The organism is Sphingobium sp. EP60837 (assembly GCF_001658005.1).
Lineage (GTDB): Bacteria > Pseudomonadota > Alphaproteobacteria > Sphingomonadales > Sphingomonadaceae > Sphingobium > Sphingobium tyrosinilyticum.
In genome coordinates, this window is the sequence record NZ_CP015987.1 from 39,552 (window position 1) to 64,104 (window position 24,553).

The window sequence follows — 24,553 nt, forward strand, 5'->3', positions numbered from 1 at the left end:
AACAATAAGAGAAAAGCATCATGCCGGAGGGCACGCTGAACCGCGGTTTCGCTATCATCGTCGATATCGGCAAAACGCTCAGCAAAGTTTCCTTATGGTCGCGGGACGGCCAGATACTCGACCGTCAGGTGCGCCCCAATCAGGTGCGGACCGACGGCGGCGCGCGCCGCCTGGACACGGCGGGCATCGAAGAATGGCTCGTCGAATCACTTGGCAAATACGCCTCCAGCGGAGCCCAATATATTGTGCCCGTCGCACATGGCGCAGGCGTGGCCGCGCTTGTGCGGGACCAACTCGCCTTCCCCCCGCTCGATTACGAGCAGGCGATCCCTGAAGAGGTGATGGCGGCTTACCGGCTGGAGCGCGACAATTTTGCAGCGACGGGTTCGCCCGCCCTGCCGGACGGCCTCAATATCGGTTCTCAGCTTTTCTGGCTGGATCAGCTTTATCCGCCCGAAATGGCTGCCGCCACCCTAATCCCTTGGGCGCAATATTGGGCGTGGTTCCTGTCCGGCGTCGCGGCGACTGAAGTCACCAGCCTGGGATGTCACAGCGACCTCTGGTCGCCGGACGCGTCGCGCTTCTCGCCTCTGGCTGAGCGCATGGGCTGGGCAGCGCGCTTCGCCCCGCTCCGCAAGGCGGAGGACAGTCTTGGTGCCCTGCGGCCAGAACTTGCGGAGCGTACCGGCCTCTCGCCCGACATCCAAATCCATACCGGCCTTCACGACTCCAACGCAGCGCTCCTCGCGGCGCGAGGCTTCGATGAGATTGCGGATGGCGATTCCACCATTCTTTCCACAGGCACCTGGTTCATAGCGATGCGCCTGCCAGCGCATCAGGTTGCGACGAGTGCGCTCGCGGAGGGGCGCGATTGCCTCGTCAATGTCGATGCCTATGGCTGTCCGGTGCCCTCCGCCCGCTTCATGGGCGGGCGCGAGATTGAGACCGTGATCGAATTTGACACGCGCCGTGTCGATATCAAACCCGATCAGCCAGCCCTGCTGGCCGCCGTACCACAGCTGCTGCGCAAGGGCGCGATGCTGCTGCCCACCCTGGCTCCCGGCTTTGGCCCCTACCCGACCGGCGCTGGCAACTGGATCGCCCGCCCGGACGATTGGTATGAACGGCGCGCAGCGGTATGCCTCTATGCCGCGCTGGTCGCCGACACGATGCTCGATCTTATCGGCGCGCGCGACCGCTTGCTGGTGGAAGGCCGCTTCGCCGATGCCGAGGTATTCGTCCGCGCGCTTGCATCCCTGCGACCGGACATGGCCGTCTATACAGCCAACGCGCATAATGATGTGTCCTTCGGCGCCTTGCGCCTGATCGACCCGTCGCTCAAACCCCAAGGCTCGCTCAGCGTCGTGCAGCCGCTTGATGAAGACATCTCGTCTTACCGTTCCCGGTGGCTGGCCGGGATCAGTGAGCACGCCTTTTCAGGATCCGTCCCATGCCGATAGCCAGCGTCGCCGATTTTCGCGAAGCCGCCCGCCGCCGCCTGCCCCGTTTCCTCTTCGAATATATCGACGGCGGCTCCTATGCCGAAGTCACGCTCCGCAAGAATGTCAGCGAACTGTCGGATATCGCGCTGCGCCAACGGGTGCTGCGCGATGTGTCCAGCATGGACCTGACAACCGAATTGTTCGGCCAGAGACAGGCGCTGCCGGTTGGACTTGCCCCGATCGGTCTTGCCGGTCTCAACGCCCGCCGTGGCGAATGTCAGGCGCTTCGTGCGGCTGAGGGCGCAGGCATTCCCTTCACCCTCTCGACGGTCGGCGCTTGCTCGCTGGCCGAAGTCGCGCGTGCGGCAACGAAGCCCTTCTGGTTTCAGCTCTACATGATCCGCGACCGCGCTTTCATGAAGGATCTGCTGGCGCAGGCGGCCGCGGCCAACTGCTCGGCCCTCGTCTTCACCGTCGATATGCCTGTCCCCGGCACCCGATACCGCGACTATCATAGCGGCCTTGCCGGAGCGGACGGCCTCAAGGGCGCGATCTGGCGCACGATGCAGGCGGCGATGAAGCCGGACTGGGCTTGGGACGTTGGCGTGCGCGGCCGCCCTCATACTCTGGGCAATGTCGCCCCGGTGCTGAAGGGCAAGACCGGCATCGAGGATTTCTTCGCCTGGATGCGCAACAATTTCGATCCGTCGATCAACTGGCGCGACCTGGATTTCATCCGCTCCGAATGGAAAGGCCCACTGATCATCAAGGGCCTTCTCGATGCCGAAGACGCGCGCGAAGCGGCGGCGTTGGGCGCTGACGGCATCGTCGTATCGAACCATGGCGGGCGTCAGTTGGACGGCGTGCTATCGACCGCGCGCGCCTTGCCCCCCATTGCAGACGCCGTGGGCGACAAGCTCACCGTGCTGGTGGACGGGGGCGTGCGCTCGGGGCTGGACGTGGTCCGTATGCTGGCGCTGGGCGCGAAGGGTGTGCTGATCGGCCGTGCCTGGGCCTTTGCGCTCGCCGCGCAAGGGGAAGCCGGCGTGACGAAGATGCTGCAACTGATCGAAGCGGAGATGCGCGTGGCGATGGCGCTCACCGGATCCTGCAAGATCGCCGATATAAACCAGAGCATTTTGGCCGGGAGGGACATGTAATGAGTGCCGGATCACAGAAGGACAATTGGCGGGACACGATCCTCGCAGGTCTTGCCAACTATATCGATGCGGGCTCGATCGTTGCCGGCTCGGCTGCCCTCGCGCTGTGGCAGGAACATTATAAGCTGTCGAACGACTTTATCGGCCTGATCGGCGCTTTCGGCCCGAACGCGATCGGCGCGGGCGTCGGCGCCTATATTGGCGGGCGGCTCTGCGACAAGCTCGGCCGTAAAAAGATCTACCAATGGGACATGCTCGTCTATGCCGTGGGCATGGCGATGCTGGTCTTCGCCTTCGCGCCCTGGATGATCGTCGTCGGCTTCCTTATTGTCGGCCTCGCCGTCGGTGCGGACATCCCCGCTTCCTGGTCACTCATCGCCGAACAGGCGCCCGACGACCGGCGCGGAAAACATTCCGGCGTTGCGCAGGTGCTCTGGTATCTGGGTCCGGTCGTCGTCCTGCTGCTCAGCCTGGCGCTAACGAGCCTCGGCGAACTGGGCGCACGCATCGTCTTTGCTCATCTGCTGGTCATCGCTCTTGGCCTTACTTTCCTGCGCTCGCGCATGAAGGAGTCCGAACGGTGGGAAGCGGCTCAGGCGGAAGGCGTCGCCAAATTGCCGGTATCCACGCTGTTTCAGCCCAAATATCTCGCCTCCATCCTCGGTCTGGTCGGGATGTATGGGTTCTGGAATCTGTGGGCGGGGACGAACGGCTTCTTCTTCCCCTATATCCTACGCACCGTGGGCGCGGCGACCCAGACGCAGTCTGTCGCCATTCAGGCCCTGTCTTTCGCCATCGGCATGGTCTCCATTGGCCTCATCTTCATGCGCTATGCCGACAAGGTGAACCAGCGCACGCTGTTCGCGATCTCGGCCGTCATCCAGGTCATTGGCATGGCATTGCTGGCGGTCTTCCCGCTGACGATTCCCATCGCCATCCTCTACGTCTTCCTGCTGCAATTCGGCGGCGGTTTCGGCGCGCAGAGCTTCTTCCAGCTCTGGAGTTCGGAAATGTTCCCGACGATGCTCCGTTCGACCGCACAAGGTCTGTGCTTCGCCATCGTGCGGATCAGCCTTGGCATTTTCAGCTTCTTCGTTCCGATGCTCAGCGCAACGGGTTTCACGACGCTGGCGTGGATTTTGACGGGCTTCCTCGTCATAAGCGGCCTGATCGGCACGCTTTGGGCGCCGCGTAACGAAGGCAAATCGCTGGAGCAGTTGGAAGCTGAACGGCAGGCTGCTTGATTGAGGGGGGTTAGGGACGATGCACGCCACGGAACGTGAAAGGCTGATCATCGAAGCGATGGGCCCGAACGGCTTCGTCAGCTATCGCGACCTTGAATCGCGGCTTGCAGCGTCCCCGGCCACCATCCGCCGGGATCTTTCCCGGTTGGAGGAAGAAGGGGTGATCCACCGCGTCCGTGGCGGCGCCAAGCTCACCGAGCGCCATGGGGGCAAGCCAGAGGGCGCGGCCCGCCTTGCGGGAACCCCTTTCGCCCAGTCGATCACCGAACATCTGGCGCAGAAACAGGCGATCGGCCGCGCCGCAGCTCAACTGTGCCAGCATGGCGAAGGCATCATGATCGACGGGGGCACGACCACGCTTCAGATGTGCCCGCACATCGGCGGGCTGGACCTATCCGTTCTCACCAATTCGCTGCACATCGCCAACGCGCTGCTGCCCCAGTCGGGCACGCAGATCCTGCTTCCCTCCGGCACGCTCTTCCGCGAACAGAATATCATTCTGGCCCCGGCGGGCGAGGAATCCATGCCGCGCTTCCATGCGCCAAAGCTGTTCATGGGCGCCGCCGCGGTCGGGCCTCAGGGCGTGATGCAGCAGGACGTCATCCTGGTTGCCGCCGAACGCCGCCTCATTGATCGGGCGGAACAGGTCATCCTTCTGGTGGACAGCTCCAAATTCACCTCGTCGTCCGGCGCTATCGTATGCGGCCTGGACGAGGTGGACATCGTCGTTACGGACAAAGCTGTTCAGCCGCAAACTCTTGCGATGCTAGAAAAGGCGGGTCCGCAGGTCATCGTCGTCGACGCTTAAGCAACGAAAAAGGGCTGAATATCATCCGCTGCCACGGAGGCATGGATGATATTCAGCCCTGATAATTCGTTCGACTGACTGCTATTATTCTTCGCCGTTGTCTTTCACGCCAACGGTGGGAACATCGACCGTTTCCTTCTTGGAGCCGACGACAACTTCCTTGGAGTCCATATCGACCTTGGGAAGCTCGCCGCCCTTCACGCTGACCTCCGGCACATCGCCGCCCGACACGTCAGCCTTCCAGAAGCCGGTAGCAAATAAGATGCCGACAACCGCCAAAATCAAAATCACGACGATCGCGAGCGTCCGCCCGCCCCGGCTCTTGTGAACAACGGTACGGTCACCGGTATAGGGATCTCTATGAACTTCAGCCATAATCAAGCTCCTCCTGACCCACATTGAACAACTAGGTCATCGCCTTGTTCCCGAGGCCCGTCTGATCAGCAGGGTAAGGAGCGCCAACGACGAATAAACTTTCCACCAAGAACTTGTTCATCGCCGCCCTCCAACAGATGTGCATTGACACAAACTTCTCCCGCCCCTAGCCAAAGCTATACCATGGTATATAATTCGCAGCATATTGGAATGGGATAAAGCGGCGGGCGGCAGACCAATCGGTCACCACCCCTTCTTCCTGGGAGAGGCAAGGGTGAGAGCGACACGATCTCTGGCGGGCATGGCCGGCCTTTCTCTGATAGGCAGCGCTCTTACCGCAGCTTCAGCTGCCCAAGCCCCAGTGGTTACAACAGCATCCGGGCCAGTGCGCGGCGTGGCTCAGGGCGCAGGCGGCATCTTCAAGGGCATCCCCTTCGCCCAGACGACCGGCGGCGATCATCGCTGGACGCCCCCTCGCCCTGCCCTACCCTGGACTGCATCCTTCGACGCGTCGCAATTCGGACCGATTTGCCCGCAGCCTGAAAGGCCCGATCACCGCAGCGAACGTCAGAGCGAAGACTGCCTGTCGATCAATGTCGCCACCCCCTCGCTTAGCGGCAAGAAGCCCGTCCTCGTGCTGATCCACGGCGGCGCATTCTTCCTCGGATCAGGGGCGGAATTGTTCGACGATGCCGCCCGCGCCTACAATGAGCGCGGCATATTGGTCGTATCGCTCAACTACCGCCTGGGACGGCTCGGCTTCTTCTCCCACCCCGGCCTTCGCGCTGAACAGCCGGGAGCGCCGACCGGCAACTATTGGCTGATGGATCAGGTCGCCGGCCTGAAATGGGTCCACAGCAATATCGCCCGCTTCGGCGGTGATCCTCACAAGGTGACGATCATGGGCTGCTCGGCGGGCGGTTCCAGCATCAATGCCCTCATGACCTCGCCCAAATCACGCGGCTTGTTCGCAAGAGCCAGCGCACATTCAGGCGGCGGCATCAACAACGCCACCCGCCCGCAGGCGCAGGCGGAATGGGAAGGCGTCGCCTTCGCTGCCCGCGCCGGAGGAACCGGCGAAGGCGGTCAAGCCATCACGGCCCTGCGCAGGCTCGATCCCGCCGCGATCATGGCCGCCGATCCCGGCCCGCCCAATTTTGGCGCAGTGGTCGATGGCGAGATGATCCCGCAGGAAACCGCCATCGCCTTCGCAAAGGGCGACATCGCCCGCGTCCCCTATATTGCTGGATCGACCAGCAATGAGGCGAGCATTTTCGGCCTGATGGGCTTTGACGAGAAGGCGCTGAAAGATCGCTTCGGCATCGACATGGCCGCTGTGCGAAAAATCTATGATCCGGCGACCAAGCTCAGCCCCGCCGAATTGCTGCGGCAGGTGCAGACCGATTTCATCTTCACTTCGGCGGCGACCGCGACGGCGGGCCTCGCGGCGCGCTGGCAACCCAGCTGGTCCTATCATTTCGCCTATGTGCCCACGGCCGAGCGCGGCAAGGTAGCAGGCGCGCCACACTGCGCGGACTTCGGCTATACGCTGGGCGCGGCAAAGGCGTCACAGGGCGCGGAGAACGCTAGGTTGGCCGCCATGATGCAGGGCTATTGGACAAATTTCATCAAGACCGGCAATCCCAACGGCTCCGGCTTGCCGCTATGGAGTCAATATAAGGGTGCACATCGCGGCCCCTTGCTGATCGACAGCAAGACGACCGTGACGCCGAATTTCCGTGCTACCCAGATCGCCTATTGGTGGAAGCTCTGGGCCGAACGCACCGGTCAAAAACTCCCATGATTGTGATGAAGAGAGGCTGGGCCCCAATCCTGCCCCTGCTCGCCCTGACCGCCGCTGCGCCTCCGCCGCTCCAGTTTGAGGTTGGGCGGCAGCGTCCCGCCCCCTGGCCCGAAACCGCCGCCCGCTTTCCCCATGGCATACGCGCAAGCGCCGACATCATCTACAGCCAGCCCCCCCACTACCGGCCGCTGCGGCTGGATCTTTATCGCCCCCATACCCGCAAAGCTCCGCTCCCGCTGATCGTCCATGTCCATGGCGGCGCGTGGATGACGGGGACAAAGCGGCATGGCGGCCCGATCAAGGATTTCCCATCCGTTCTGGCGCAGTTCGCAGCGAACGGCTTTGCTGTTGCGTCCGTCGAATACCGGCTGGATGGCGAGGCTCCGTTCCCCGCGGCCATTCAGGACGTTAAGACCGCCATTCGTTTCCTGCGCTTCCACGCCAGGGAATATGGAATTGATCCGGCGAGGGTGGGCATTTTCGGCGGATCGGCTGGCGGTCAGCTGGCAGCGCTTGTCTCCACCAGTTGCGGCGTCGCGAAGCTCGAACCGCCAGCCGATCGCGATGCGCCGGACCTCAGAGGCGGCGCTGAAATCGGCGCAGGTGCCGGTGACAGCTATCTATATTCCCGCTGTCGATCATGGCTTTGTCGGCAAGACCGATGAGGATACTTATCGCGCTAATATGAAGGCGCTCTCGGAGACGCTGGCCTTTTTCGAAAATCGACTGACGTCAGCGCGTAAGAGCGAACCGAGGAGATCAGGCACCCCTCTCCCTTCACCCTGAGCTGGTTGGACGGGGCATGTCCTTTGCTCCAACAACCTGCCCAAAAATATAAGCCGTTCGTGCTGAGTAGGGGCTGAGCGAAGTCGAAGACCCATATCGAAGCATTAGCGCTGCATATGATCCTCCCGTCCAACGCACCATGTCCCGGCGATCCTCAAGTCACCTCATGCAAATCCACACCGCGCGTTTCAGGCGCGGCGATCACCGCCACGATGGTAAGCATCAGGCTGCCGATCACATAAGCGGCGACCAGCGCGGTGCCGCCGCTCGCCTTGTAGAGCGAAAGGGCGATGATCGGCGCCAGCGACCCTGCAAGGATCGAGGTGGCCTGATAAGCAATGCTCGCCCCCGAATAGCGCAGGCGCGTCGGGAAAAGTTCAGTGATCGCCGCGCCTTGTGGTGCATACATGGCCCCGTGCGCCACCATCGCGCCGGCGATGGCAAGACCTACGCTCCACAAACTGCCCCGATCCATCAATGTGAAGAAGACCAGGAACCAGGCCGCGACGCATACCGCCCCCGCGCCATAGACCAGTCTCCGGCCAATCCGGTCGGACAGCGCCGCAAACAGCGGCATCGTCATACATTCCACTGCAGAGCCGATCAGCACGGCATTTAGCACCAGCGATCGATCGCCGCCGCGAATTTCGGTGAAATAGGTGATAGAGAAGGTGGCGATGACATAATAGCAGATATTCTCTCCGAAACGCAGGCCCGCGCCGGTCAACAGCGCGCGCCCTTTGCGTCTGATCGCTTCCATCGCCGGGAAACGCTCCACCCCGCCTTCCGCTGCCTCGCGCGCGAAGACCATGCTTTCCGAAACGGCGCGCCGCAGCCACCAGCCCACCAGCACCAGGACGACGGACATCAGGAATGGAATGCGCCAGCCCCAGGCGATAAAGTCCGCCTCCGTCAGCAACCCGGATGACGCGGCGAACACACCGGCGGCAAGCAGATTGCCCGCTGGCGCGCCGACCTGTGGCCAGCAGGTCCAGAAGCCGCGCTGCGCCGGTGGCGCGACCTCCGCCACGATCAGCACCGCGCCGCCCCACTCTCCACCAACCGCGAACCCCTGTAACAAGCGCAGCAGGATCAACAGGATAGGGGCCCATGCTCCAATCTGTTCATAGGTAGGAAGCAGGCCGATGGCGGTCGTCGATATGCCCATGGTGAGCAGGCTGATCATCAGCAGCGTTTTACGTCCGATCCGGTCACCGAAATGGCCGAAGACCACCCCGCCCAGCGGCCGCGCCAGGAACCCCAGCGCATAGGTGGAAAAGGCCAGTAGCGTTCCCGTTAACGAATCAAAAGACGGGAAAAACAATCGGTTGAAGACTAGAGCTGATGCAACGCCGTAGATGAAGAAGTCGAACCATTCGATCATCGTACCGATCAGGCTGGCGCCCACGACAGTTCGCAATTCGCGCCGGCTAACGTCGGGTTGCGCGCTCGTCATAGTCCTCGTGGCTGATCCGGTTGGCATGGCCCCTCCCCTTCATGCTCCAGGCGACTGCATAGAGGCGGAAGGACGGGATGAACAAGGGGCAGCGTGAAGGCCGGGGCAGATGTACCACCCCGGCCCGGAGATCACGCTAGGCTGCGCTGCTCCTGCCGCGTCTTCCAAAGCGACCAGCCTACGCCCGCTGCGAGCAACGCAAAGGTGACGCCCAGGCTCAGAACCGGCGGGAATTTGTCGCCGCCCAGCAGGAAATCGGCCACGAAAATCTTCGCGCCGATATAAACCAGGATCAGGGCCAGCGCATATTTGAGATAGTGGAAGCGGTGAACCATCGCTGACAGCGCGAAATAAAGCGCCCGCAGGCCCAGGATCGCCATGACGTTCGACGTATAGACGATGAACGTGTCCGTGGTGATGGCGAAGATGGCCGGGACGCTGTCCACCGCGAAGAGCAGGTCTGCGAAGTTGATCACCACCAACGCCAGGAACAATGGCGTGGCGGCAAGCACCATCTTGCCCGTCTTGTGGTGGGCAATACGGGCGAAGAAATGCTCGCCATGCAGATCGGGCGTCATGCGGACATGGGTGGCGATGAACTTGATCGCCGGGTTTTTCTGGATGTCCATCGGCGCATCGCCCGAAAACAGCATCTTGATGCCGGTGAAAATCAGGAAGGCGGCGAAAAGATAGAGTACCCAATAAGCTTCATGCAGCAGCATCGCGCCGCCGCCGATCATCAGGCCGCGCAGCACGATGACCCCAACGATGCCCCACAGCAGCGCGCGATACTGGTAGCGCGCAGGGATCGCGAAATAGGAGAAGATCAGGCTGATCACGAACACATTGTCGATCGACAACGCCTTTTCGATGAAGAAGCCGGTGAAATATTGCATCCCCGGCTCGGCTCCGCGCGCGAACCATATCCACCCGCCGAACAGCAGCGCCACGCTGACGTAAAAGGCCGAGAGGCCCAGGCTTTCGCGAATGTCGATCTCCCGGTTCTCCTTGTGCAGGAAACCCAGGTCGAAGGCGGTCAAGGCGACAACCAGGACGATGAAAACCAGCCAGAACCAGGCAGGGGTTCCCAGCCAGTCTGCAAATAGGAATTCCATGAAAACGCTCCTCCAGTGCAACATTAATGTTGATCGGAGGATCAGAAGCGAAAAAGAAGCTGGACCTTTTACCCTGCCATTCGCATCGGATCATCCGATGCGGTCCGACATCACGCGCCAAGGATAGCGCGCCAGAGGGGCCCGGTCCGCGATCCCGATTTTAGACCGCCAGCCGAAGATTTCAACAATTCGCTATTTTATTTTGCAATTCGCTAAAATTGGCGCTGCCTCCCAGCAGCACCGTCTCGATCAACCCAGCTCTATAGCTGCGCGTCGCCACCATCGACATAATAGTCTGAGCCCGTCACATAGCTCGCCTCGTCGGACAGCAGGAAAGTCGCGACGGCGGCGGCTTCTTCGGCCGTGCCCATCCGGCCGAGCGGATTGCCCGCAGCGATCTGCTGCGTGACCATGGAGGCATGCTCCTCCGGCAAGCCCAGACGATTGAAGAAGTCCGTCTCGATCGGTCCAGGACTTAGCGCATTGACCCGGATGCGCCGCGGCGCCAGTTCCCGCGCGAAACCCCGCACCAGCGAACGCACTGCTCCCTTCGTGGCCGAATAGAGCGCGCTGGCTTGCATCCCCTTATCCTTCGCGATCGAGGCCGTGATCAAGATGGAGCCACCATCGCAAACGATCGGCGCCAGCGCCTGCGTCCCGAACAACGGCCCGCCGACATTGATGTCCATGAGCTGGCGGTAAATATCAGGGGTCAAATGGCCAAGCGGCGCTCCTGCTCCCACACCGGCATTCAGGAACACCGCATCGATCGTGCCGAACAATCGCCCGGCTTCCTCTGCCAGCGCCTGCGCCGCTTCGGGCTTGGACGCGTCATTCACCAATATGTGAAGTGCCGGAAGCTGCTCCCTTGCACTCTCCAACCTCGCTGCATTGGACCCTGTGATGAGTACCGCACCACCCTCCTCGACGATGCGCCGCGCCGCCGCTAAGCCGATGCCGCTCGATCCCCCAGTGATGACCACCGACTTGCCACTAAATCTGCCCATGCTGCCGCCTCCTGAATACCAACCCGAGTCCGCTGGGTTATGCTTGGACGGTCATGCCTGACAGCCGGATTGCAAGTCCAGTCTCAGTACACCAATATTGGGCGCCGAGTGGAAGTCGCGGGCGCGAGTAGCCGATCGCGCGGTTGCGAAAGGGATGGCCTGTCCGGCCCTGCCGTCACGAACCGGCGCAGGAACGCTGGAAACAGCTTGAACCTAAGGCGACCGTAACCGTCACACCGGCCCTTCAACCAGTTCGGCTATTTCGAACATGAAGCTGCGCCAGCCCCGCGTCCTCGACGCACCGTCAGCAGCGGCGCGCTTCTTCTTCGCCTCAGCCAAGGATTTGACGTGGCCCCAGAAGACCTCGGTCCTGCCATTCTCCAGTTCGGCAACGATCCGCCAATAATGGGTGAACGGGTCGGCCGTCGGACCGATTCTCTTCACATATCCGTCGGCCATCGTCGCTGTGAGATATCGTTTCTTCCGCTTCACCATCATCCTTGTGTACCACGCCCGGTGGAAAGCGGCGCAATCGACACCATCTTGGATGAATGGATTATGCTGCACCCACAAATGAAAATATCGCCTATATCGGTCTGCTCGCTGATGAGGAGATCGAACTCGACAGCGCGGCGCTCGCATTAAGCGGCCTCGACCATGAAGGGGTAGATCTTGAACCCTATCTCGATCTGCTCGGTCAAATCAGCGCCACTGTGAACGCGGAAAATGCCGCTGCAGGACAGGACGGATCGCAATCTGGCGAGGTGCAGGGGGCTTTGCTCTCACGCGTGTTCGGCACCCGCTTTGACTTCGCGGGCGACAGATCAGCCTACGACGCGCCGCTCAACGCCGACATGATCCGCGTGCTCGACCGGCGGCGTGGCCTGCCGGTCAGCCTGTCGATCCTTTATGTTGCGGCGGCCCGGCGTATGGGGTGGACGGCTTACCCGCTCAATACGCCGCGCCATGTCTTGGTCAGCCTGGGTCCCGACAGCGACCGAGCGGTGATAGATCCCTTCAATCGAGGGGCGCTGGTTCAACCGGACCAGCTGGCTGCCTTGCTGGGGCAGACATCCAAGGCCCTCACCTCGTCTGGCGGCCTATATCTGGAACCCATGTCAAACCGGATGACCCTTGTGCGCCTGCTGTTGAATCAGGCAACACGAGCCGAGCAGGCTGGCGACAGTTGGCGAGCTTGCACGCTGTATGAGCGTATGACGATCGTCGCGCCCGAACATGGCGCTGGATGGTGGACGCTCGCGCGGCTGCAATTGGTTCACGGCGAAGTGGATGCCGCCCGCGCCAGCCTTAGCGCGATGCTGGAGATCACCCGAGACCCTGAGCGCCGCAGCCACATAGCTGCAGCGCTAGAGCGGCTTGCGGGCCAGTCTTCTGTTTAATGTGGACTAGGTCTGCTCCTCAGCAGCCTGCAGCCTGATCATCAGTCTTTCTTGAGGTCGTTCCCGGTGCGCTCCATGGCGGAGCCGACATCCTCCTTCGCTTCGCCAACTTCTCGCCGGGCGTCCCGTGCGGCATTGCCGGTCGCAGCGTCAAACCTGTTTGCGCCTTCGTCGATCACGCGCCCCGCATCATTCAGGCTATTGTCGATCTTATCTGCTGCTTCATCGACCGCGCCGCTCATGTCATTGCCGATCGCAGAGCCTGCATTTTCCATGCGGTCGGTGGCCTTTTCCGAACAAGCGGACAGCGTCGTGCCTGCCATGAACATTCCGGCCGCCAGAAATGCTCTTTTCATGATATTTCCCTCTTGCCGTCAAACACATCCGCTCAACCGTCATTGAGCGCATATGGTTGCCTCAGCGTTCAACGGCCGCGCAGTCCAAAGACCATCGACCGGTCAGCGTCCGGGATCAATCCTTCCAACACCCGCCAGAAACCTGTGACCGAACCCTGACCCGCCTGGGCATAGGCAGCAGCCATTTTCTCGCGCAGGGCCCGAAATAAATCTGCTTCAAGAGCGGTGCCGGAAGGGCTGAGGCGTAGCAGCTTCTGCCGCCGATCGTTCGCCCCCTGCCGTGTCTCGATATATCCGCGCTCGATGAGGTCATTGAGGACCCGACCAAGTGATTGCTTGGTGATGGAGAGCAGCCGCAGCAGATCCTTGACCGTCAAATCGGGCTGGCGCGAAATGAAATAAAGGGCGCGATGATGCGCCCGTCCCAGCCCCTGCGCCGCCAAGCCTTCATCGATCGATCGGGTTAGGGCCGAATAGCCGAAATACAGCATCTCGATCCCGCGCCGAATCTCATCCTCGCGCAGAAACAGCGGCGAAGCAGGAGCAATCTGCGATGCCGACGCGGTTGCGGGCGAACTGTTTGCACTCATGCCGGCCATCCAGAAAGCTGATTTCGATGCGGCCATATTGGCGAACCGAGACCCTGATGACTAGGCTTTCCTTTCGCGCAACAGACGCTATATGCCGATCCGCGCCGGCCACGCCGGGGCACATGCTGGGGCGTAGCCAAGCGGTAAGGCAGCGGTTTTTGGTACCGCCATGCGCAGGTTCGAATCCTGCCGCCCCAGCCAGCCGAATCCTCTAGTTTCGGCCCATCTTCAGTGACTTACGAAAGAATCGCTATCGAAGAGTGTTGGACCCGGTTGGCCTCAACTGGGCTGGATTCGACACGTCTTTTATCGCGATTTTTATCGCGGTTTTATCTGCGCAGGGGCCGACCAGGATGTCGGTACATGACTCGCAAACAAACGCTTACCCCTTTTCTGATCGACCGATTGGCAACGGGGTCTCTTAATGACACTCTCCTGCCAGACCTCTCGGTCCAGATGCTATCGAGTGGAAGGAAAGTCGGGAAGTATATGCGCTGGATCCCATCCAAACGCTTGTTTTAAAGGCGAACGCTAGGCGCTTAACCTATTTCACGATAGCGGCTGCCCGGGCGTGGGCGGGAGACCTCAATCCCGCGATCGAAAGCGGCACCGATCGACGCGACGCCTGGTGGGAAGAAGAGCGCCGCGCTTCGATGACAGCGAAGCGGGCTCACAATCTCTATATGGAGGCCGTCCGACAGGGGCGCGCCTCTCGGTCCCAGCGCAAGAACAAGCCCCGGACGATGTCGGACAAGATCGCCATATTCAGCCGTGATGTTGAACCGAACCTTGGCAACAAGATCATCTATGAGGTCACCGAGGATGACCTGATTTCGCTGGTGGAAAAGAAGTGGAAGACCGCGCAGGTTCGCGCCAGCCGGCTTGCAGCCGAACTGAAGGTATTCTTTGGCTGGGCAGCATCGCTGCGAGGGAAAGAGGTCAGCTTGACAGTCGATCCGGCCAGACGCCTCGGCGACCTGCGCTTTCCAGAGACACCGCGGTCTCGGAAGCTCGGCATGGACGAACTGGACTGGTTCCTTGGGGGGCTCGCGCAAGAGCCGAGGCATTTCCGCCGGGGCATGTTACTTTGGCTCCTGATCGCCGCACGATTCTCCGAGGTTGTCTTCGCCAAAACGTCGGAACTGGTGCATGGCATTTGGACCATTCCGGCCGAGCGTTCCAAAAATGGGCAGGCGCATCGTATCGCGCTGGCGCCATGGGGCCTCCGCCTGTTTCATTCCAACTCGGAATGGCTGTTTCCCGCCGAAAAGGTTGAAGGTCCGCGACACAAGGTTGGTACGAAGCCAGAAATCGGGTTCTGGCGCGCATGGAAAAAATGGCCGGACGACGATTGAGCGATTCACGCCGCATGATTTCCGCCGGACCGCACGATCCAACACCAAACGGCTCAATGTCGATTTCGAGTCCGCCGAAGCGATGCTCAACCATCTCAAGACGGGATTGGAGCGGACCTATGACCGATACGACCTCGAAGAGGAGAAGCGGCGCTGGTTTGCGCGCTGGGAGCAGGACGTGCTGATGATTGCCCGCCGTGCTGGTGTCGCTGATCTGGCCCCCGTTTTGACCGGACACTTTCAGGCCTGAGATGGAGGCTTCGGGATATCCCCTGAGCATATTTTTATATCTGGATATGAGGTTATCACGGCGGCCGTCGCCGGCACTGGACAGCATCGGAGAAGCTGCGGATCGTCGAAGCGACGCTGGACGAGAGAGCAAGAATTTCGGTGGTGGCGCGCCGGAATGGCGTAGCGCCTAATACCGGATGGGCTCGACGCCGGAACTTCGGTGAGCAGATCGCTCACAACACCCGCGATCAAGGGGCCACACACGCGGCCCAGAAGGTTAACGACGTTCGTCAGAACCGCGGTGGCCTGGCCTCTCCGGGCAAATGGCACGATGAGCGTGATCGCGCCCTAGACGGGAGTCGCCCAGGGAGCGGCGAGAAAGCCGGTCGTCACCTATCAAATCGCTGGGCAAGCAACTGGCTTAGAAGGGTGTGTTCTGACATGCGCCGCTCCGCCCGCCCCTCTCGGCGGCGGCGGGAGGGCCTTGTTGTCGCGATGTCCGGACCCGCTTATAAAAGCCCAGGATGTTAACCGGCGCACCCCTTGGAATCTCAGTCCGCTCCTATGGGCAGGATAGCGGCGTGCATCGGCATGATTTCGCGCAGCTAGTCCTGCCGATCCAGGGCTCGCTCGCCATCGCGTTTAACGGTCGGGAAGCGATACTCGACCGCAGGCTGGCGGCTTTCGTGGGCAGGTCGACCGACCATGCGCAGGAAGGCCGGTTGCTTAACCGATCCCTGATCCTCGATCTGGATGAGGCCACTCTGGATCCTCGCCTGCTGGACCGAATCGGGACCACCGGGCTTGTGGCACTCGCTCCGCAGGCCAACAGCCTGATCGACTATATGGCGACATCCATGACGGGCGACGGTGCGGATGCGGCGCGGTTGCGGCTGTGGACGCCGCTGCTGCTGGATGCCCTTTCCGGCGATGTGCCGCCGGTCCGATCCCGGCTCGCCCGGTTGCTGGACGCTCTTGAAGCCCGCCCCTTCGACCGCTGGACCGCCGCCAGCATGGCCGCGACCGCGGGTCTTAGCGTCAGCAGGCTGCATGCCCTTTTCCAGCAGGAACTGGAAACGTCGCCGCGCGCATGGCTGGGCAAGCTGCGGATCGACCGGGTTTGCGACTGGCTGGCGCGGACCGATCTTCCCATTGCCGAACTGGCCCATCGTGGCGGCTATTCCGACCAGAGCGCTCTTACCCGCGCCCTGCGCAAGGCCACCGGCATGTCCCCCGCTGCCTATCGACGGCACGCGCAGGGATCCGGGTCAAAAATACAGGATTCCTAGCCAAGACCAGACGACGACCGGCTGTTATCGCCTCCGCCATCACGGAGATCATGATGGCACATCCGCATCTGAAACTTGCCGGCATCGCCTTCGGCGCCGGAGCCGGCGCCCTGTGGGGCCTGGTGTTCCTGGCGCCCGAACTGGTGCGCGATTTCGATCCGCTCCAGCTGACGGTCGGCCGCTACCTCTTCTATGGCCTGATTTCAGCGATCCTCATTGCACCGCGCTGGAAAGCGCTGACGCCCCACCTGGCGCGGCGGGAATGGTTCGCGCTGTGCTGGCTCTCGCTCGCGGGCAATGTGCTTTATTATCTGCTTCTGTCGAAAGCGATCCAGACCGGCGGCATCGCCGTGACCTCGCTGGTCATCGGCTTCTTGCCGGTCGCGGTGACGATCATTGGCAGCCGCCACCACGAGGCCGTCCCTCTTACCCGTCTCCTCCCTTCAATAGCGCTGTGCTGCGGCGGGGCGATCTGCATCGGCTGGCAGGCTCTCGCCTTACCCGCTTCGGAATCGGTAATGGCGCAGGTCGCGGGGCTGCTCTTCGCCATTGGCGCGCTCGTGTCCTGGACCTGCTACGCCGTAGGCAACCGGCGCTGGCTGGAGCGGCTGCACCATTTCTCCGTCCATGACTGGAACCTGCTGACCGGGGTCGTCACGGGCTTGCAGTCGCTGGTCCTCGTCCCCGTCGCCGTTGCCGTGTCGACCGCCCATTCCGGCGCCGCATGGACGCGCTTCACGATGGTTTCGGCGGGCGTGGCGGTTCTAGCGTCGATCGTGGGGAACGCGCTGTGGAACAAGATGAGTCGCCTGCTGCCGCTCACCCTGGTCGGGCAGATGATCCTGTTCGAAACCCTGTTCGCGCTGATCTACGGCTTCCTGTGGGAGCAGCGCCTGCCGACGATGCTCGAGGCCGCCGCCTTCATCCTGGTCGTCGCGAGCGTCCTATCCTGCCTCGCAGCCCATCGGAAGAGGGTGATGGTGCCGCTCGCCGCTGCCTGACCCCTTCCGGGCCGCCGCGACGAAGTTCGCCAACACCGCCGATGGTGCGTTTGGTCCAGTCGCAAGCGCCAGCCGGATGGAAGGAATATTGTCGGCGATCTTCCGGAAACTGATGCCGAGCACGCCGATCCGCGCCAGCGATGAGGGAACGAGCGCGATGCCCAGGCCGCTCGCCACCATGTCGATGATGGAGGTGAGTCGGGCCGCCTAATGGGCGATGAGGGGCTCGCACCCCGTCGCTCGGCAGGTCTGCAGCACCGCATCATGGAAACTGGAGCAGGGACTTGCCCAGCAGGATAAAGCTTTCTCCCGAGAGGTCGGCCCGTTGCAGGCGGCTGATGTGCGCCGTCGGGCCGACTGACGAATGGGCCTGTTATGATCGATGCACGTTGGTATAACCACCGGCGTCTCGGCCGGCCCGAATTGAGCATTGCGCCGGATTTAACCCAGCGCGCACTATCCTTCCATGGCCTCCAGTTCGATACCTTTGGTTTCCCGAACTCTTGACCAGACAAAGAGCAACGAGAGAAGCGAGAAAATCGTGTAAGCCGCATAGGTGCCCGGCAAGCCCATATTTCTGGCGAGCCAGGGAAGCTGGAACCGACCGCGAAGTTTGTGGCCCATTGAGCCGCGCCTGCAAGGGCGAGGGCCGACCGCGCATGCGGTTCGGGAACATCTCGCCCAGCATGGCCCACATGACAGGCCCCCAGCTGAGATTGAAGAACACGACGTAGATGTTGGCGGCGAGAAGCGCCGTTGTGCCGACGCCCTCCGGCAAGGCGATCGCACCGTCGACACTATGTGCTTGCACGAAGCACCAGGCGAGCGTGGCCAGCGTCGCTGCCATGCCCGCCGATCCTATGAGCAGCAGCGGTCGACCGCCGATCCGGTCAATGAGCAGGATCGAAACGATGCAGGCAACGATGGATATCGCGCCCGATACGATGTCGATCCTCAAGGCATCTGCTTCATTGAAACCGGCCGCCTGCCAGAGCACCGCCCCATAGTAGAAGACGACGTTGATGCCGACGAGCTGCTGGAATAAGGCGAGACCGACGCCGATCCAGATGATCGGCCGCCATCCTCCGCCGGGCTTGCGAATTTCGGCGAGGCTGGGCTTGTGGCCTTTGACTAAGCGAAGCCTCTATGTCTGCCAACTTGGCAGTGGCGGACGCTGATCCGAAAAGCCCGGCAAGAACGACACGCGCCTCGTCCATATGCCCCTTGGCGACCAGGAAGCGGGGGCTTTCGGGGATGCCAAACAGGCTGACGAAGAAAAGCAGGGCGGGCAGGGCCTGCACCCAGAACATCCATCGCCACGCAGGCTGCCCGCCCCAAAGGTGGCCGAGTGACGAGCCCGCCGCCTCGGCCAGAAAATAGTTGGCGAAGAAGGCGCCCGAGAGCCCTGTGATGACCATCACTTGCTGGGCGCTGGAAAGGCGGCCCCGCACATGAGCGGGCGTCACTTCGCTGATATAGGCGGGAGAGAGTACGCTCGCCGCCCCAACCGCGACCCCGGCGAAGAAGCGGGCCGTGGCACGGATGAGGGCGCTCGGCGACGCACCCGAAGCCAGCGCGCTTATGATGAAGAACGGGGCGGCCACAATCATGACCTTGCGACGGCCCCAGATGTCGGCAAAGCGGCCGGCCAGGAAGGCGCCGAACGCACAGCCCGGCAGAAGGGCGCTGACGGTCAGCCCGAGTTGCGCCTCGCCGAGGCCGAACGCATGTTTCAGGCCGTCCTGCCGCTCAACCCAGCCGCTGTCGTCGGAGCCACAACTTCCCGGTACGTATGAAGTAGGAATGACGGGTTTCGGGATTACGCGCACGCACATCGCGGCAGTGGAACTCGCCCAACGGTGGTGGGCCAGTGCGAAATGCTCGCCCCCTTAACCGAAATCGGCTTGGTACTCGAAGATTGAAATTCCGGGACGCTTGCACTGATGCACATTCCACCCTATCTTACCTTCATCTTACTTTGGAGGGCGCCATGGGCGTGCCGGAACGGATTACGACCACGGTGTCAACCAAGGGACAGGTGATCCTGCCCAAGGCAATCCGTGAGCAACGGCATTGGCCTGCAGGTACGAAGCTGATTGTCGAGGAGAGGCCGGAAGGCGTCCTCCTGAAAGCTATGCCGATCTTTGCACCAACCGATATCGATGCCGTTTTCGGATCGCTGCGGTCGACCAAGCCTGCTTTGTCCATCGATGCCATGAACGCAGTCATCGCCAGGGAAGCGAAGCGACGTGCGCGGGATTGATACCAATATCGTCGTGCGGCTGCTGACCGCTGACCATGCGGATCAGGCGCAAGCCGCCCGGCGCGCCATTGAAGGTAAGGAGATTTTCCTCGGTGTGACCGTGCTGCTCGAGGCCGAGTGGGTATTGCGCGCGGGATATGATTTCGAGCCCGCCCAGATTGCCGGCGCGTTACGCGGACTGGCCGGCTTGCCGGGCATGTCCGTGGAAGAACCGGCCCAACTGACATTGGCGCTAGAGTGGATGGAAGGCGGCATGGATTTCGCCGATGCCCTTCATCTGGCGCGATCGGGCCATTGTGTGGATTTTCTCACCTTCGATCGCAAATTGGCGAAGCGCGGAAAGGGTTTGAACGCAATGCCGGTCGTCATCCCGTAACTCTATATCTGGCGATCGGTATTTTCCCAAGGTTCGGAATTGGGCGGGTCCCTGCGGGGCAATCCGCGTTTTTTAGTCCGCACAGACGCCCCATCCTATTGCTCGCCGTGCGGAAGTGCTCACCGTCCAGTTCGACGCCGAGGAAGGAACGCTAGCAGGACTGCGCCGCTTCCATGGTCGCTCGCGATCCGCAAAGCAGCCTATCGCATATCTGCCGTTCCCGCGTTGCAGATTGCTGCCCTCTGGCGGCAGCATAGATCAGCTTGCTGAGGAGATAAGCTTCACGAGGTTGTGAGAGCGAAGGATGTGATGGCAAAACGGTCGAACCGGGAACAAGGACAAACCCAAGGACCGACCTAGCAGGCGGTGATATTTCTCGTGCTACCAAGCTTCGAGCGCTCAGGTCGGCGGGCCAAATCTATTGTCTAGGGCATCCACGACCTTCTTATGGTGTGCAACAAGTTGCACGGTGGATTGCGCCAGTATCTTAAGAGCTGGATAATCGCCGTTCTTGCTGTAGCTGCCATGAAGGTTCAGTGCCTCCTGATGCGCCGCAGCCTGCTGGCTGACATATTCAGCATCGAATGCGTCGTCGCTGGCCGACTGCAGACTGGAGAGCATAGCGTTTCGTCGCGCATCCATATTCTTGGGAATCGCGATGTTCACGGGATTGTCCGCAACGAACTTCCGAAGGGCTGCGCTGCTTATCTTATGGTCTTCGATCATCATGCGGGCAAAAGCTTTGACCTCCGGAGACTTTGCGCGAGCGAGCGCAATTCCGCTCGCTTCCATTTCATACATGTCGCCAATCGCGGACTGCGGGATGTAGAAGGTGGTGGTGACGGCGTCATGTGTACTGGACACGCCTTCAGGTTTAGGCCCTTCATAATGCTTGGCCACGGTGGCGCTGCCATTTGCCAACTCATCCTGGCCCGAGACACCGCTAGTCTGGCTGCAAGCGGCGAGCAGCGCCGCTGCCGACACTGCGAAGAGGATAACTTCACCTTGTGCTAAAGTGCGCGTTGTCATGGCTGCGTTCCCTTTCCACCGGTCCCCGGCGCACCAATCCCCGGCATCGTGTTCGAAGCGCCGGTATCTCCGGCCGCGTTGATTGCTTCTTGCTGATTAGTGCCGCCCGGAACGCGACCGCTGTCCTGTTTCGAGGCTGGGCTGCAAGCGGCCATGGATAGCCCCAGTCCAAGGAGAAGGCCGTTAATACTCGAAGGGCGAATGGGGAAGGATGTTGATGCCATGCTGATCTCCTAACGTGAACAGCAAGAACGTCCGCAGGGCGACGGAAGCGCAGATAAGTTTCGACAACTTAAGTCAGGGTTGTGCCGCTTTTAAAATTTCCGCCGCAGAGGATGATCTGAACGGACCGCTCTGAAGAGCCGAGCATTTGAAGCCGCGGTCTAAGAGGTCCGGCCATCTCTGCACGTGCGGAGAGCCTGTCACTGATTCGTAGCAGTGGATTATTGAGCGTTATCCGGGGCTGGCATTTTCTGGCTCTCGAATATCATCAAGATGCAACCACATCAGGAACGACATCCCCAGCGCACCCACGCCGCAGCCGCCTGTATGACAGGCTAACCATTTGAAGCTCGCGTTCCGCCGCCGGCGTCGCGTTGTGGGCGTGGAATGTCGATGGCAACAGCTTCAGGATGGACGAACGGGGCTTTGTGCTATTGGGCCTTCCCTAGCGCGCTATGGTCACCATCGAAGAGCTTTCGGAGCACATCCATCCCGTTGATCGAGAACGTATCAGGGCAGCCTTTCGGCGACGCACGCAGTCACAGGCCCCTTTAAAGCCGATTTCCGGATCATGGTGCGGGAGGAGATTCGCTGGATCACCGCTATGGGTCAAGGCGAAGACGTGGGCATCGTCGGCCCGACCAGGTTTGGCATCTTCCTTGATGTGACCGGCCACACACCGGCTGAGGAAGGGCATGAACTTCTCGCTGGTGAAATCAGCCACCGGGTCAAGAACCTTTTGGCGATTCTTGCGCACCACATCGAGCAAGACCGACATGGTGGGGGAACTCATTCAACGGCTGACGGCACTAGGGGACGCAACGGCAGCTGGCTGCAAATGCTTCCGACCGCAAAATTAGCTGCGTGCCGCAGTTCGTCAGTTCGCTCGCGCTCGTGGCCCAAGAGGCGCCCAGCGGTCGTTCGCCATGATCAACGCAATCCCTTTTGCATATTGCATCTGCCGCCAACCTGTGGGGCTATGATAGATGCCTACGGCCCGCCAGAAATCCCTCTCATCGTGAAGTGCCGAGAGGAATATCCATCTCGCGGCGTCCACATTGAAGCAGGCATCATCCCGGAGCCAGGACCTAACCTGGGCCTCACTGCGCTTCGTCAGCCGGGCGATGCGAGGCACCCACCAGCTGTTGACCTGCATCGGTCCTAAGTCGACGGAGCCATCCCTGTTCCTTACCTCCGCACCAATCCATCCCCCCTCCTGCCTCCTCAAGGCCCGCAGGGTTTGGGTGAGCCATGGTCGTCCAGAATCTGCCCGACGGATGCATTGATCGATCGCCGTCTCCGCCCTCAGCATGTCACCGTTCCTCGCCACACCATAAACTGCCGTTCCCTGAACGCTCAGCATCGAAGCGAAGCCGCCGGCCAAGAGCGTTACACGACACCGCCCGATCATCGATCCCGCCCTCGCTCCAGGCGCACCTCGGTCGTCCGGTCCGGCTCTTTGGGCTGGGAGATTTCTGGCTGCGACTGGTTCCGAAGCACGCGCTCGATAAGTGCAGTGAGAGTTTCGGTCGCGCGAAGCCCCGCGCCGGCCAGCCCCTTGCGGTCGCTCCCTCGATCACGGCCTCTGCTTTCGGAGCGCCGGAGAGCCAATCCACGCCGCTGCACGTCAAAGAGGTCGCGTTCCTTCTGGATGCGGGCAGCTTCCCTTTCGAGGCGCGCTTCCGTCCCGCTTGGCTTGATCAGGTCCAGCCCTTCTAGGGATGACGTTTTCTGGCCGGAATTACGCTTCAATTTCTCCACGAGGTCCGCCCGGTTCTCGGTCCAAAGCGTCACGCCAGATTCGGCACGAGTGATCGCGGTGTAGAAATTTTGTCCCGTCACCAGGGGAGAGTCGACGGGAGCGAGAACAAAGACCCGCGGGTAGGTTTTTGACTGCGAGGAGTAGACCGTCTCGGCATAGCCGTGATCCCATGTCTTGTGTTTCGAGAGGTCGATCTCCTGTTGTTCGCCGCGATCCCATCGGATCGTGGCCCGCTCGTTCTCCAATCGCTCGACCGTCCCCCGCTCGGCATTTTTAAGTCCCAGCTCCTTCGTCGCCAGACGCCATTGGATTCGATCCGCCGCCGCAAGGCCGCGGTCCTGTACGTTGAAGACGCTTACCATGGTGGCGCGCGTTCGGCGGGGGTCCCAAAGGATGATTCGGCCCTGCTGATCCTCCAGCCCGACTACTTCGCGCCCGCTCTCTTCTTTCCTGAAGCCGACGACTGCATATTCCGCCTGCCGGACTATTCCAAGCTTATTGACATCGCGGTTGAACATTACAACCTGACCCTTGGAATAAAGGCGGGCCATTCTACGCTCCTCACTCGAAAGGCCCGCTGGCGCCAGAATTTTCAACGGCACTTCCTCGCGACCGATGACACCTTCCTTCTGAAGCCCGCGCCGGACATTCGCGTTGACGGTGATCCGAGTGGCATTGTCGAGCACGAGGATGTTCGTCGAAGCGCGCATTTCTGGGGTCAATTGCATCCATCGATCGACAAGATTTTTTGCAAGCTTGCTCGCTTTGTCCCCGCTCACGACGCAGTCCAAAAAGCCGATCGCCCGCGCATATTCTCCAAGGCGCGCCTCCTTTACCGCCTTCATCATCCTTTCATTGTTCTGCTGACGCAGCGACTCAGGGAGCTCTGCCTTGGGCAATCCAAGCTCCTGAAGCAGCCAGAATGCCTTCCCTTGCTCAATCGCTCCGGTCTGCTTGTTGTCGCCGAGAAAGAGAATCCGAGCGCCTGTATCCCGACTGAGTTCTAGGAGCCTCAGTGCCTGGCGGTTGCTGAGCTGCCCGGCTTCATCGACCACCAGAAGATCGTGAGCGTCTAATTGGCGTCCGCCCGAGACGATCAAATTCATGACCGTCTGGGAGGGAATTTTCGCTTTCTTCCCCAGTTCTGCTGCAGCGGATGAGGTCGGCGCGAGGGCCTGCACCCGGACATCCGCATCCACCGCTGCGACCAACGCCCTAACCAGGGTCGACTTACCGGAACCCGCCACCCCATGGATTCCGATGAAGCGGTCGCGAGATGTGGCGAGCTTGGCGAGCGCGCGCTCCTGCTGAGAGGAAAGCTCCTCTGCCTCCAGAACCGAGAGCAGCCGGTCAGTGGAGGCGAGCGGCCGAGTATCATCCAACGCCAGGGCCAGGTGCTTCGACAAGGCAATCTCAAGCCGGGCGGTCGCGCGGCTTGTGCGGCCGCGCGTCAGGACAGCATCTCCGGTCTGGGTCCGCGTA

Annotated in this window: 24 protein-coding genes, 1 tRNA gene and 2 pseudogenes; 16 read left to right on the forward strand and 11 right to left on the reverse strand. The window is 61.4% G+C overall.

Annotation, left to right across the window (positions count from 1 at the left end):
* Positions 1-20: 20 nt before the first annotated feature.
* From EP837_RS13350 to EP837_RS13365, 4 genes are read left to right on the forward strand one after another with little or no spacing between them, the layout of a single operon-like run.
* Positions 21-1,460 (forward strand): FGGY-family carbohydrate kinase, encoded by a 1,440-nt coding sequence (locus EP837_RS13350; RefSeq protein ID WP_066529542.1) that lies wholly within the window; start codon positions 21-23, stop codon positions 1,458-1,460.
* The gene (gene lldD, locus EP837_RS13355) at positions 1,451-2,602 is read left to right on the forward strand and encodes an FMN-dependent L-lactate dehydrogenase LldD (RefSeq protein WP_066529545.1); all 1,152 of its coding nucleotides are present in this window, start codon (positions 1,451-1,453) and stop codon (positions 2,600-2,602) included. Before EP837_RS13350 ends, lldD begins: the two co-directional genes overlap by 10 nt.
* On the forward strand, positions 2,602-3,846 hold the full coding sequence (locus EP837_RS13360) for an MFS transporter (protein WP_066529548.1): 1,245 nt from the start codon (positions 2,602-2,604) through the stop codon (positions 3,844-3,846). The genes lldD and EP837_RS13360 overlap by 1 nt, the downstream gene beginning before the upstream one ends.
* Before the next feature lie 19 nt (positions 3,847-3,865).
* Positions 3,866-4,654, forward strand: a complete 789-nt coding sequence (locus EP837_RS13365; protein WP_066529551.1) for a DeoR/GlpR family DNA-binding transcription regulator — start codon at positions 3,866-3,868, stop codon at positions 4,652-4,654.
* A gap of 84 nt (positions 4,655-4,738) precedes the next feature.
* Here EP837_RS13365 and EP837_RS13370 read toward each other — a convergent pair whose 3' ends face one another.
* Complete coding sequence (locus EP837_RS13370; protein WP_066529552.1) at positions 4,739-5,029, reverse strand: hypothetical protein; 291 nt, start codon at positions 5,027-5,029, stop codon at positions 4,739-4,741.
* A 385-nt stretch (positions 5,030-5,414) separates the two neighbouring features.
* Here EP837_RS13370 and EP837_RS13375 point away from each other — a divergent pair, with 385 nt between their 5' ends.
* Together EP837_RS13375 and EP837_RS13380 are read left to right on the forward strand one after the other, a co-directional pair.
* Positions 5,415-6,833: a carboxylesterase/lipase family protein gene (locus tag EP837_RS13375; RefSeq protein ID WP_237234891.1), complete on the forward strand. Its 1,419-nt coding sequence runs from the start codon at positions 5,415-5,417 to the stop codon at positions 6,831-6,833.
* Between the two features lie 5 nt (positions 6,834-6,838).
* Positions 6,839-7,498, forward strand: coding sequence for an alpha/beta hydrolase (locus tag EP837_RS13380; RefSeq protein WP_066529557.1), 660 nt, complete (start codon positions 6,839-6,841; stop codon positions 7,496-7,498).
* Between the two features lie 275 nt (positions 7,499-7,773).
* Here the strand turns inward: EP837_RS13380 and EP837_RS13385 are convergent, their stop codons facing one another.
* The 4 genes from EP837_RS13385 to EP837_RS13400 form a co-directional block, all read right to left on the reverse strand.
* A complete protein-coding gene (locus EP837_RS13385) occupies positions 7,774-9,075 on the reverse strand; it encodes an MFS transporter (RefSeq protein ID WP_066529561.1) in 1,302 nt (433 codons plus the stop codon).
* Positions 9,076-9,206: 131 nt separating this feature from the next.
* Entirely contained in the window at positions 9,207-10,190 is a 984-nt protein-coding gene (locus EP837_RS13390; protein WP_066529569.1) for a TerC family protein, read from the reverse strand.
* 260 nt (positions 10,191-10,450) lie between these two features.
* The gene (locus EP837_RS13395) at positions 10,451-11,197 is read right to left on the reverse strand and encodes an SDR family oxidoreductase (RefSeq protein WP_066529572.1); all 747 of its coding nucleotides are present in this window, start codon (positions 11,195-11,197) and stop codon (positions 10,451-10,453) included.
* 231 nt (positions 11,198-11,428) lie between these two features.
* A complete protein-coding gene (locus tag EP837_RS13400) occupies positions 11,429-11,692 on the reverse strand; it encodes a hypothetical protein (RefSeq protein WP_380803510.1) in 264 nt (87 codons plus the stop codon).
* Between the two features lie 56 nt (positions 11,693-11,748).
* On the opposite strand from EP837_RS13400, the gene EP837_RS13405 reads away from it, so the two are divergent.
* Entirely contained in the window at positions 11,749-12,597 is an 849-nt protein-coding gene (locus EP837_RS13405) for a SirB1 family protein (protein ID WP_066529575.1), read from the forward strand.
* A gap of 41 nt (positions 12,598-12,638) precedes the next feature.
* Here the strand turns inward: EP837_RS13405 and EP837_RS13410 are convergent, their stop codons facing one another.
* Together EP837_RS13410 and EP837_RS13415 are read right to left on the reverse strand one after the other, a co-directional pair.
* On the reverse strand, positions 12,639-12,953 hold the full coding sequence (locus EP837_RS13410) for a hypothetical protein (protein WP_066529577.1): 315 nt from the start codon (positions 12,951-12,953) through the stop codon (positions 12,639-12,641).
* 68 nt (positions 12,954-13,021) lie between these two features.
* Complete coding sequence (locus EP837_RS13415) at positions 13,022-13,543, reverse strand: MarR family winged helix-turn-helix transcriptional regulator (RefSeq protein WP_066531538.1); 522 nt, start codon at positions 13,541-13,543, stop codon at positions 13,022-13,024.
* A gap of 126 nt (positions 13,544-13,669) precedes the next feature.
* Between EP837_RS13415 and EP837_RS13420 the strand changes: the two genes are divergently transcribed.
* The 7 genes and pseudogenes from EP837_RS13420 (at position 13,670) to EP837_RS21875 (ending at position 17,630) form a co-directional block, all read left to right on the forward strand.
* A tRNA-Gln gene (locus EP837_RS13420) sits at positions 13,670-13,744 on the forward strand.
* 542 nt (positions 13,745-14,286) lie between these two features.
* The gene (locus tag EP837_RS13425) at positions 14,287-14,898 is read left to right on the forward strand and encodes a hypothetical protein (RefSeq protein ID WP_156518581.1); all 612 of its coding nucleotides are present in this window, start codon (positions 14,287-14,289) and stop codon (positions 14,896-14,898) included.
* A gap of 82 nt (positions 14,899-14,980) precedes the next feature.
* Positions 14,981-15,148, forward strand: a complete 168-nt coding sequence (locus tag EP837_RS21010; protein ID WP_156518583.1) for a hypothetical protein — start codon at positions 14,981-14,983, stop codon at positions 15,146-15,148.
* 30 nt (positions 15,149-15,178) lie between these two features.
* Positions 15,179-15,324: pseudogene (locus EP837_RS21015) on the forward strand (transposase); the annotation flags it as partial.
* A gap of 386 nt (positions 15,325-15,710) precedes the next feature.
* Positions 15,711-16,418: a helix-turn-helix transcriptional regulator gene (locus EP837_RS13430; protein ID WP_225870643.1), complete on the forward strand. Its 708-nt coding sequence runs from the start codon at positions 15,711-15,713 to the stop codon at positions 16,416-16,418.
* A 53-nt stretch (positions 16,419-16,471) separates the two neighbouring features.
* Entirely contained in the window at positions 16,472-17,419 is a 948-nt protein-coding gene (locus tag EP837_RS13435) for a DMT family transporter (RefSeq protein WP_066531540.1), read from the forward strand.
* A 76-nt stretch (positions 17,420-17,495) separates the two neighbouring features.
* On the forward strand, positions 17,496-17,630 hold the full coding sequence (locus tag EP837_RS21875) for a hypothetical protein (RefSeq protein WP_257784376.1): 135 nt from the start codon (positions 17,496-17,498) through the stop codon (positions 17,628-17,630).
* A 245-nt stretch (positions 17,631-17,875) separates the two neighbouring features.
* On the opposite strand, the pseudogene EP837_RS22040 reads toward EP837_RS21875, so the two are convergent.
* Positions 17,876-19,254: pseudogene (locus tag EP837_RS22040) on the reverse strand (sugar porter family MFS transporter).
* A 155-nt stretch (positions 19,255-19,409) separates the two neighbouring features.
* On the opposite strand from EP837_RS22040, the gene EP837_RS13450 reads away from it, so the two are divergent.
* Positions 19,410-19,682: an AbrB/MazE/SpoVT family DNA-binding domain-containing protein gene (locus tag EP837_RS13450; protein WP_066529590.1), complete on the forward strand. Its 273-nt coding sequence runs from the start codon at positions 19,410-19,412 to the stop codon at positions 19,680-19,682.
* Positions 19,669-20,058 (forward strand): type II toxin-antitoxin system VapC family toxin, encoded by a 390-nt coding sequence (locus tag EP837_RS13455; RefSeq protein WP_066529593.1) that lies wholly within the window; start codon positions 19,669-19,671, stop codon positions 20,056-20,058. The genes EP837_RS13450 and EP837_RS13455 overlap by 14 nt, the downstream gene beginning before the upstream one ends.
* 399 nt (positions 20,059-20,457) lie before the next feature.
* Here the strand turns inward: EP837_RS13455 and EP837_RS13460 are convergent, their stop codons facing one another.
* The 3 genes from EP837_RS13460 to EP837_RS22045 all read right to left on the reverse strand — a co-directional run bounded on the left by EP837_RS13460 (position 20,458) and on the right by EP837_RS22045 (position 24,477).
* Positions 20,458-21,087, reverse strand: coding sequence for a DUF4142 domain-containing protein (locus EP837_RS13460; RefSeq protein ID WP_066529595.1), 630 nt, complete (start codon positions 21,085-21,087; stop codon positions 20,458-20,460).
* Between the two features lie 667 nt (positions 21,088-21,754).
* Positions 21,755-22,087, reverse strand: coding sequence for a hypothetical protein (locus EP837_RS13465; protein ID WP_066529596.1), 333 nt, complete (start codon positions 22,085-22,087; stop codon positions 21,755-21,757).
* A 629-nt stretch (positions 22,088-22,716) separates the two neighbouring features.
* Positions 22,717-24,477: an ATP-dependent DNA helicase gene (locus EP837_RS22045; protein ID WP_443019155.1), complete on the reverse strand. Its 1,761-nt coding sequence runs from the start codon at positions 24,475-24,477 to the stop codon at positions 22,717-22,719.
* Between the last annotated feature and the right edge of the window lie 76 nt (positions 24,478-24,553).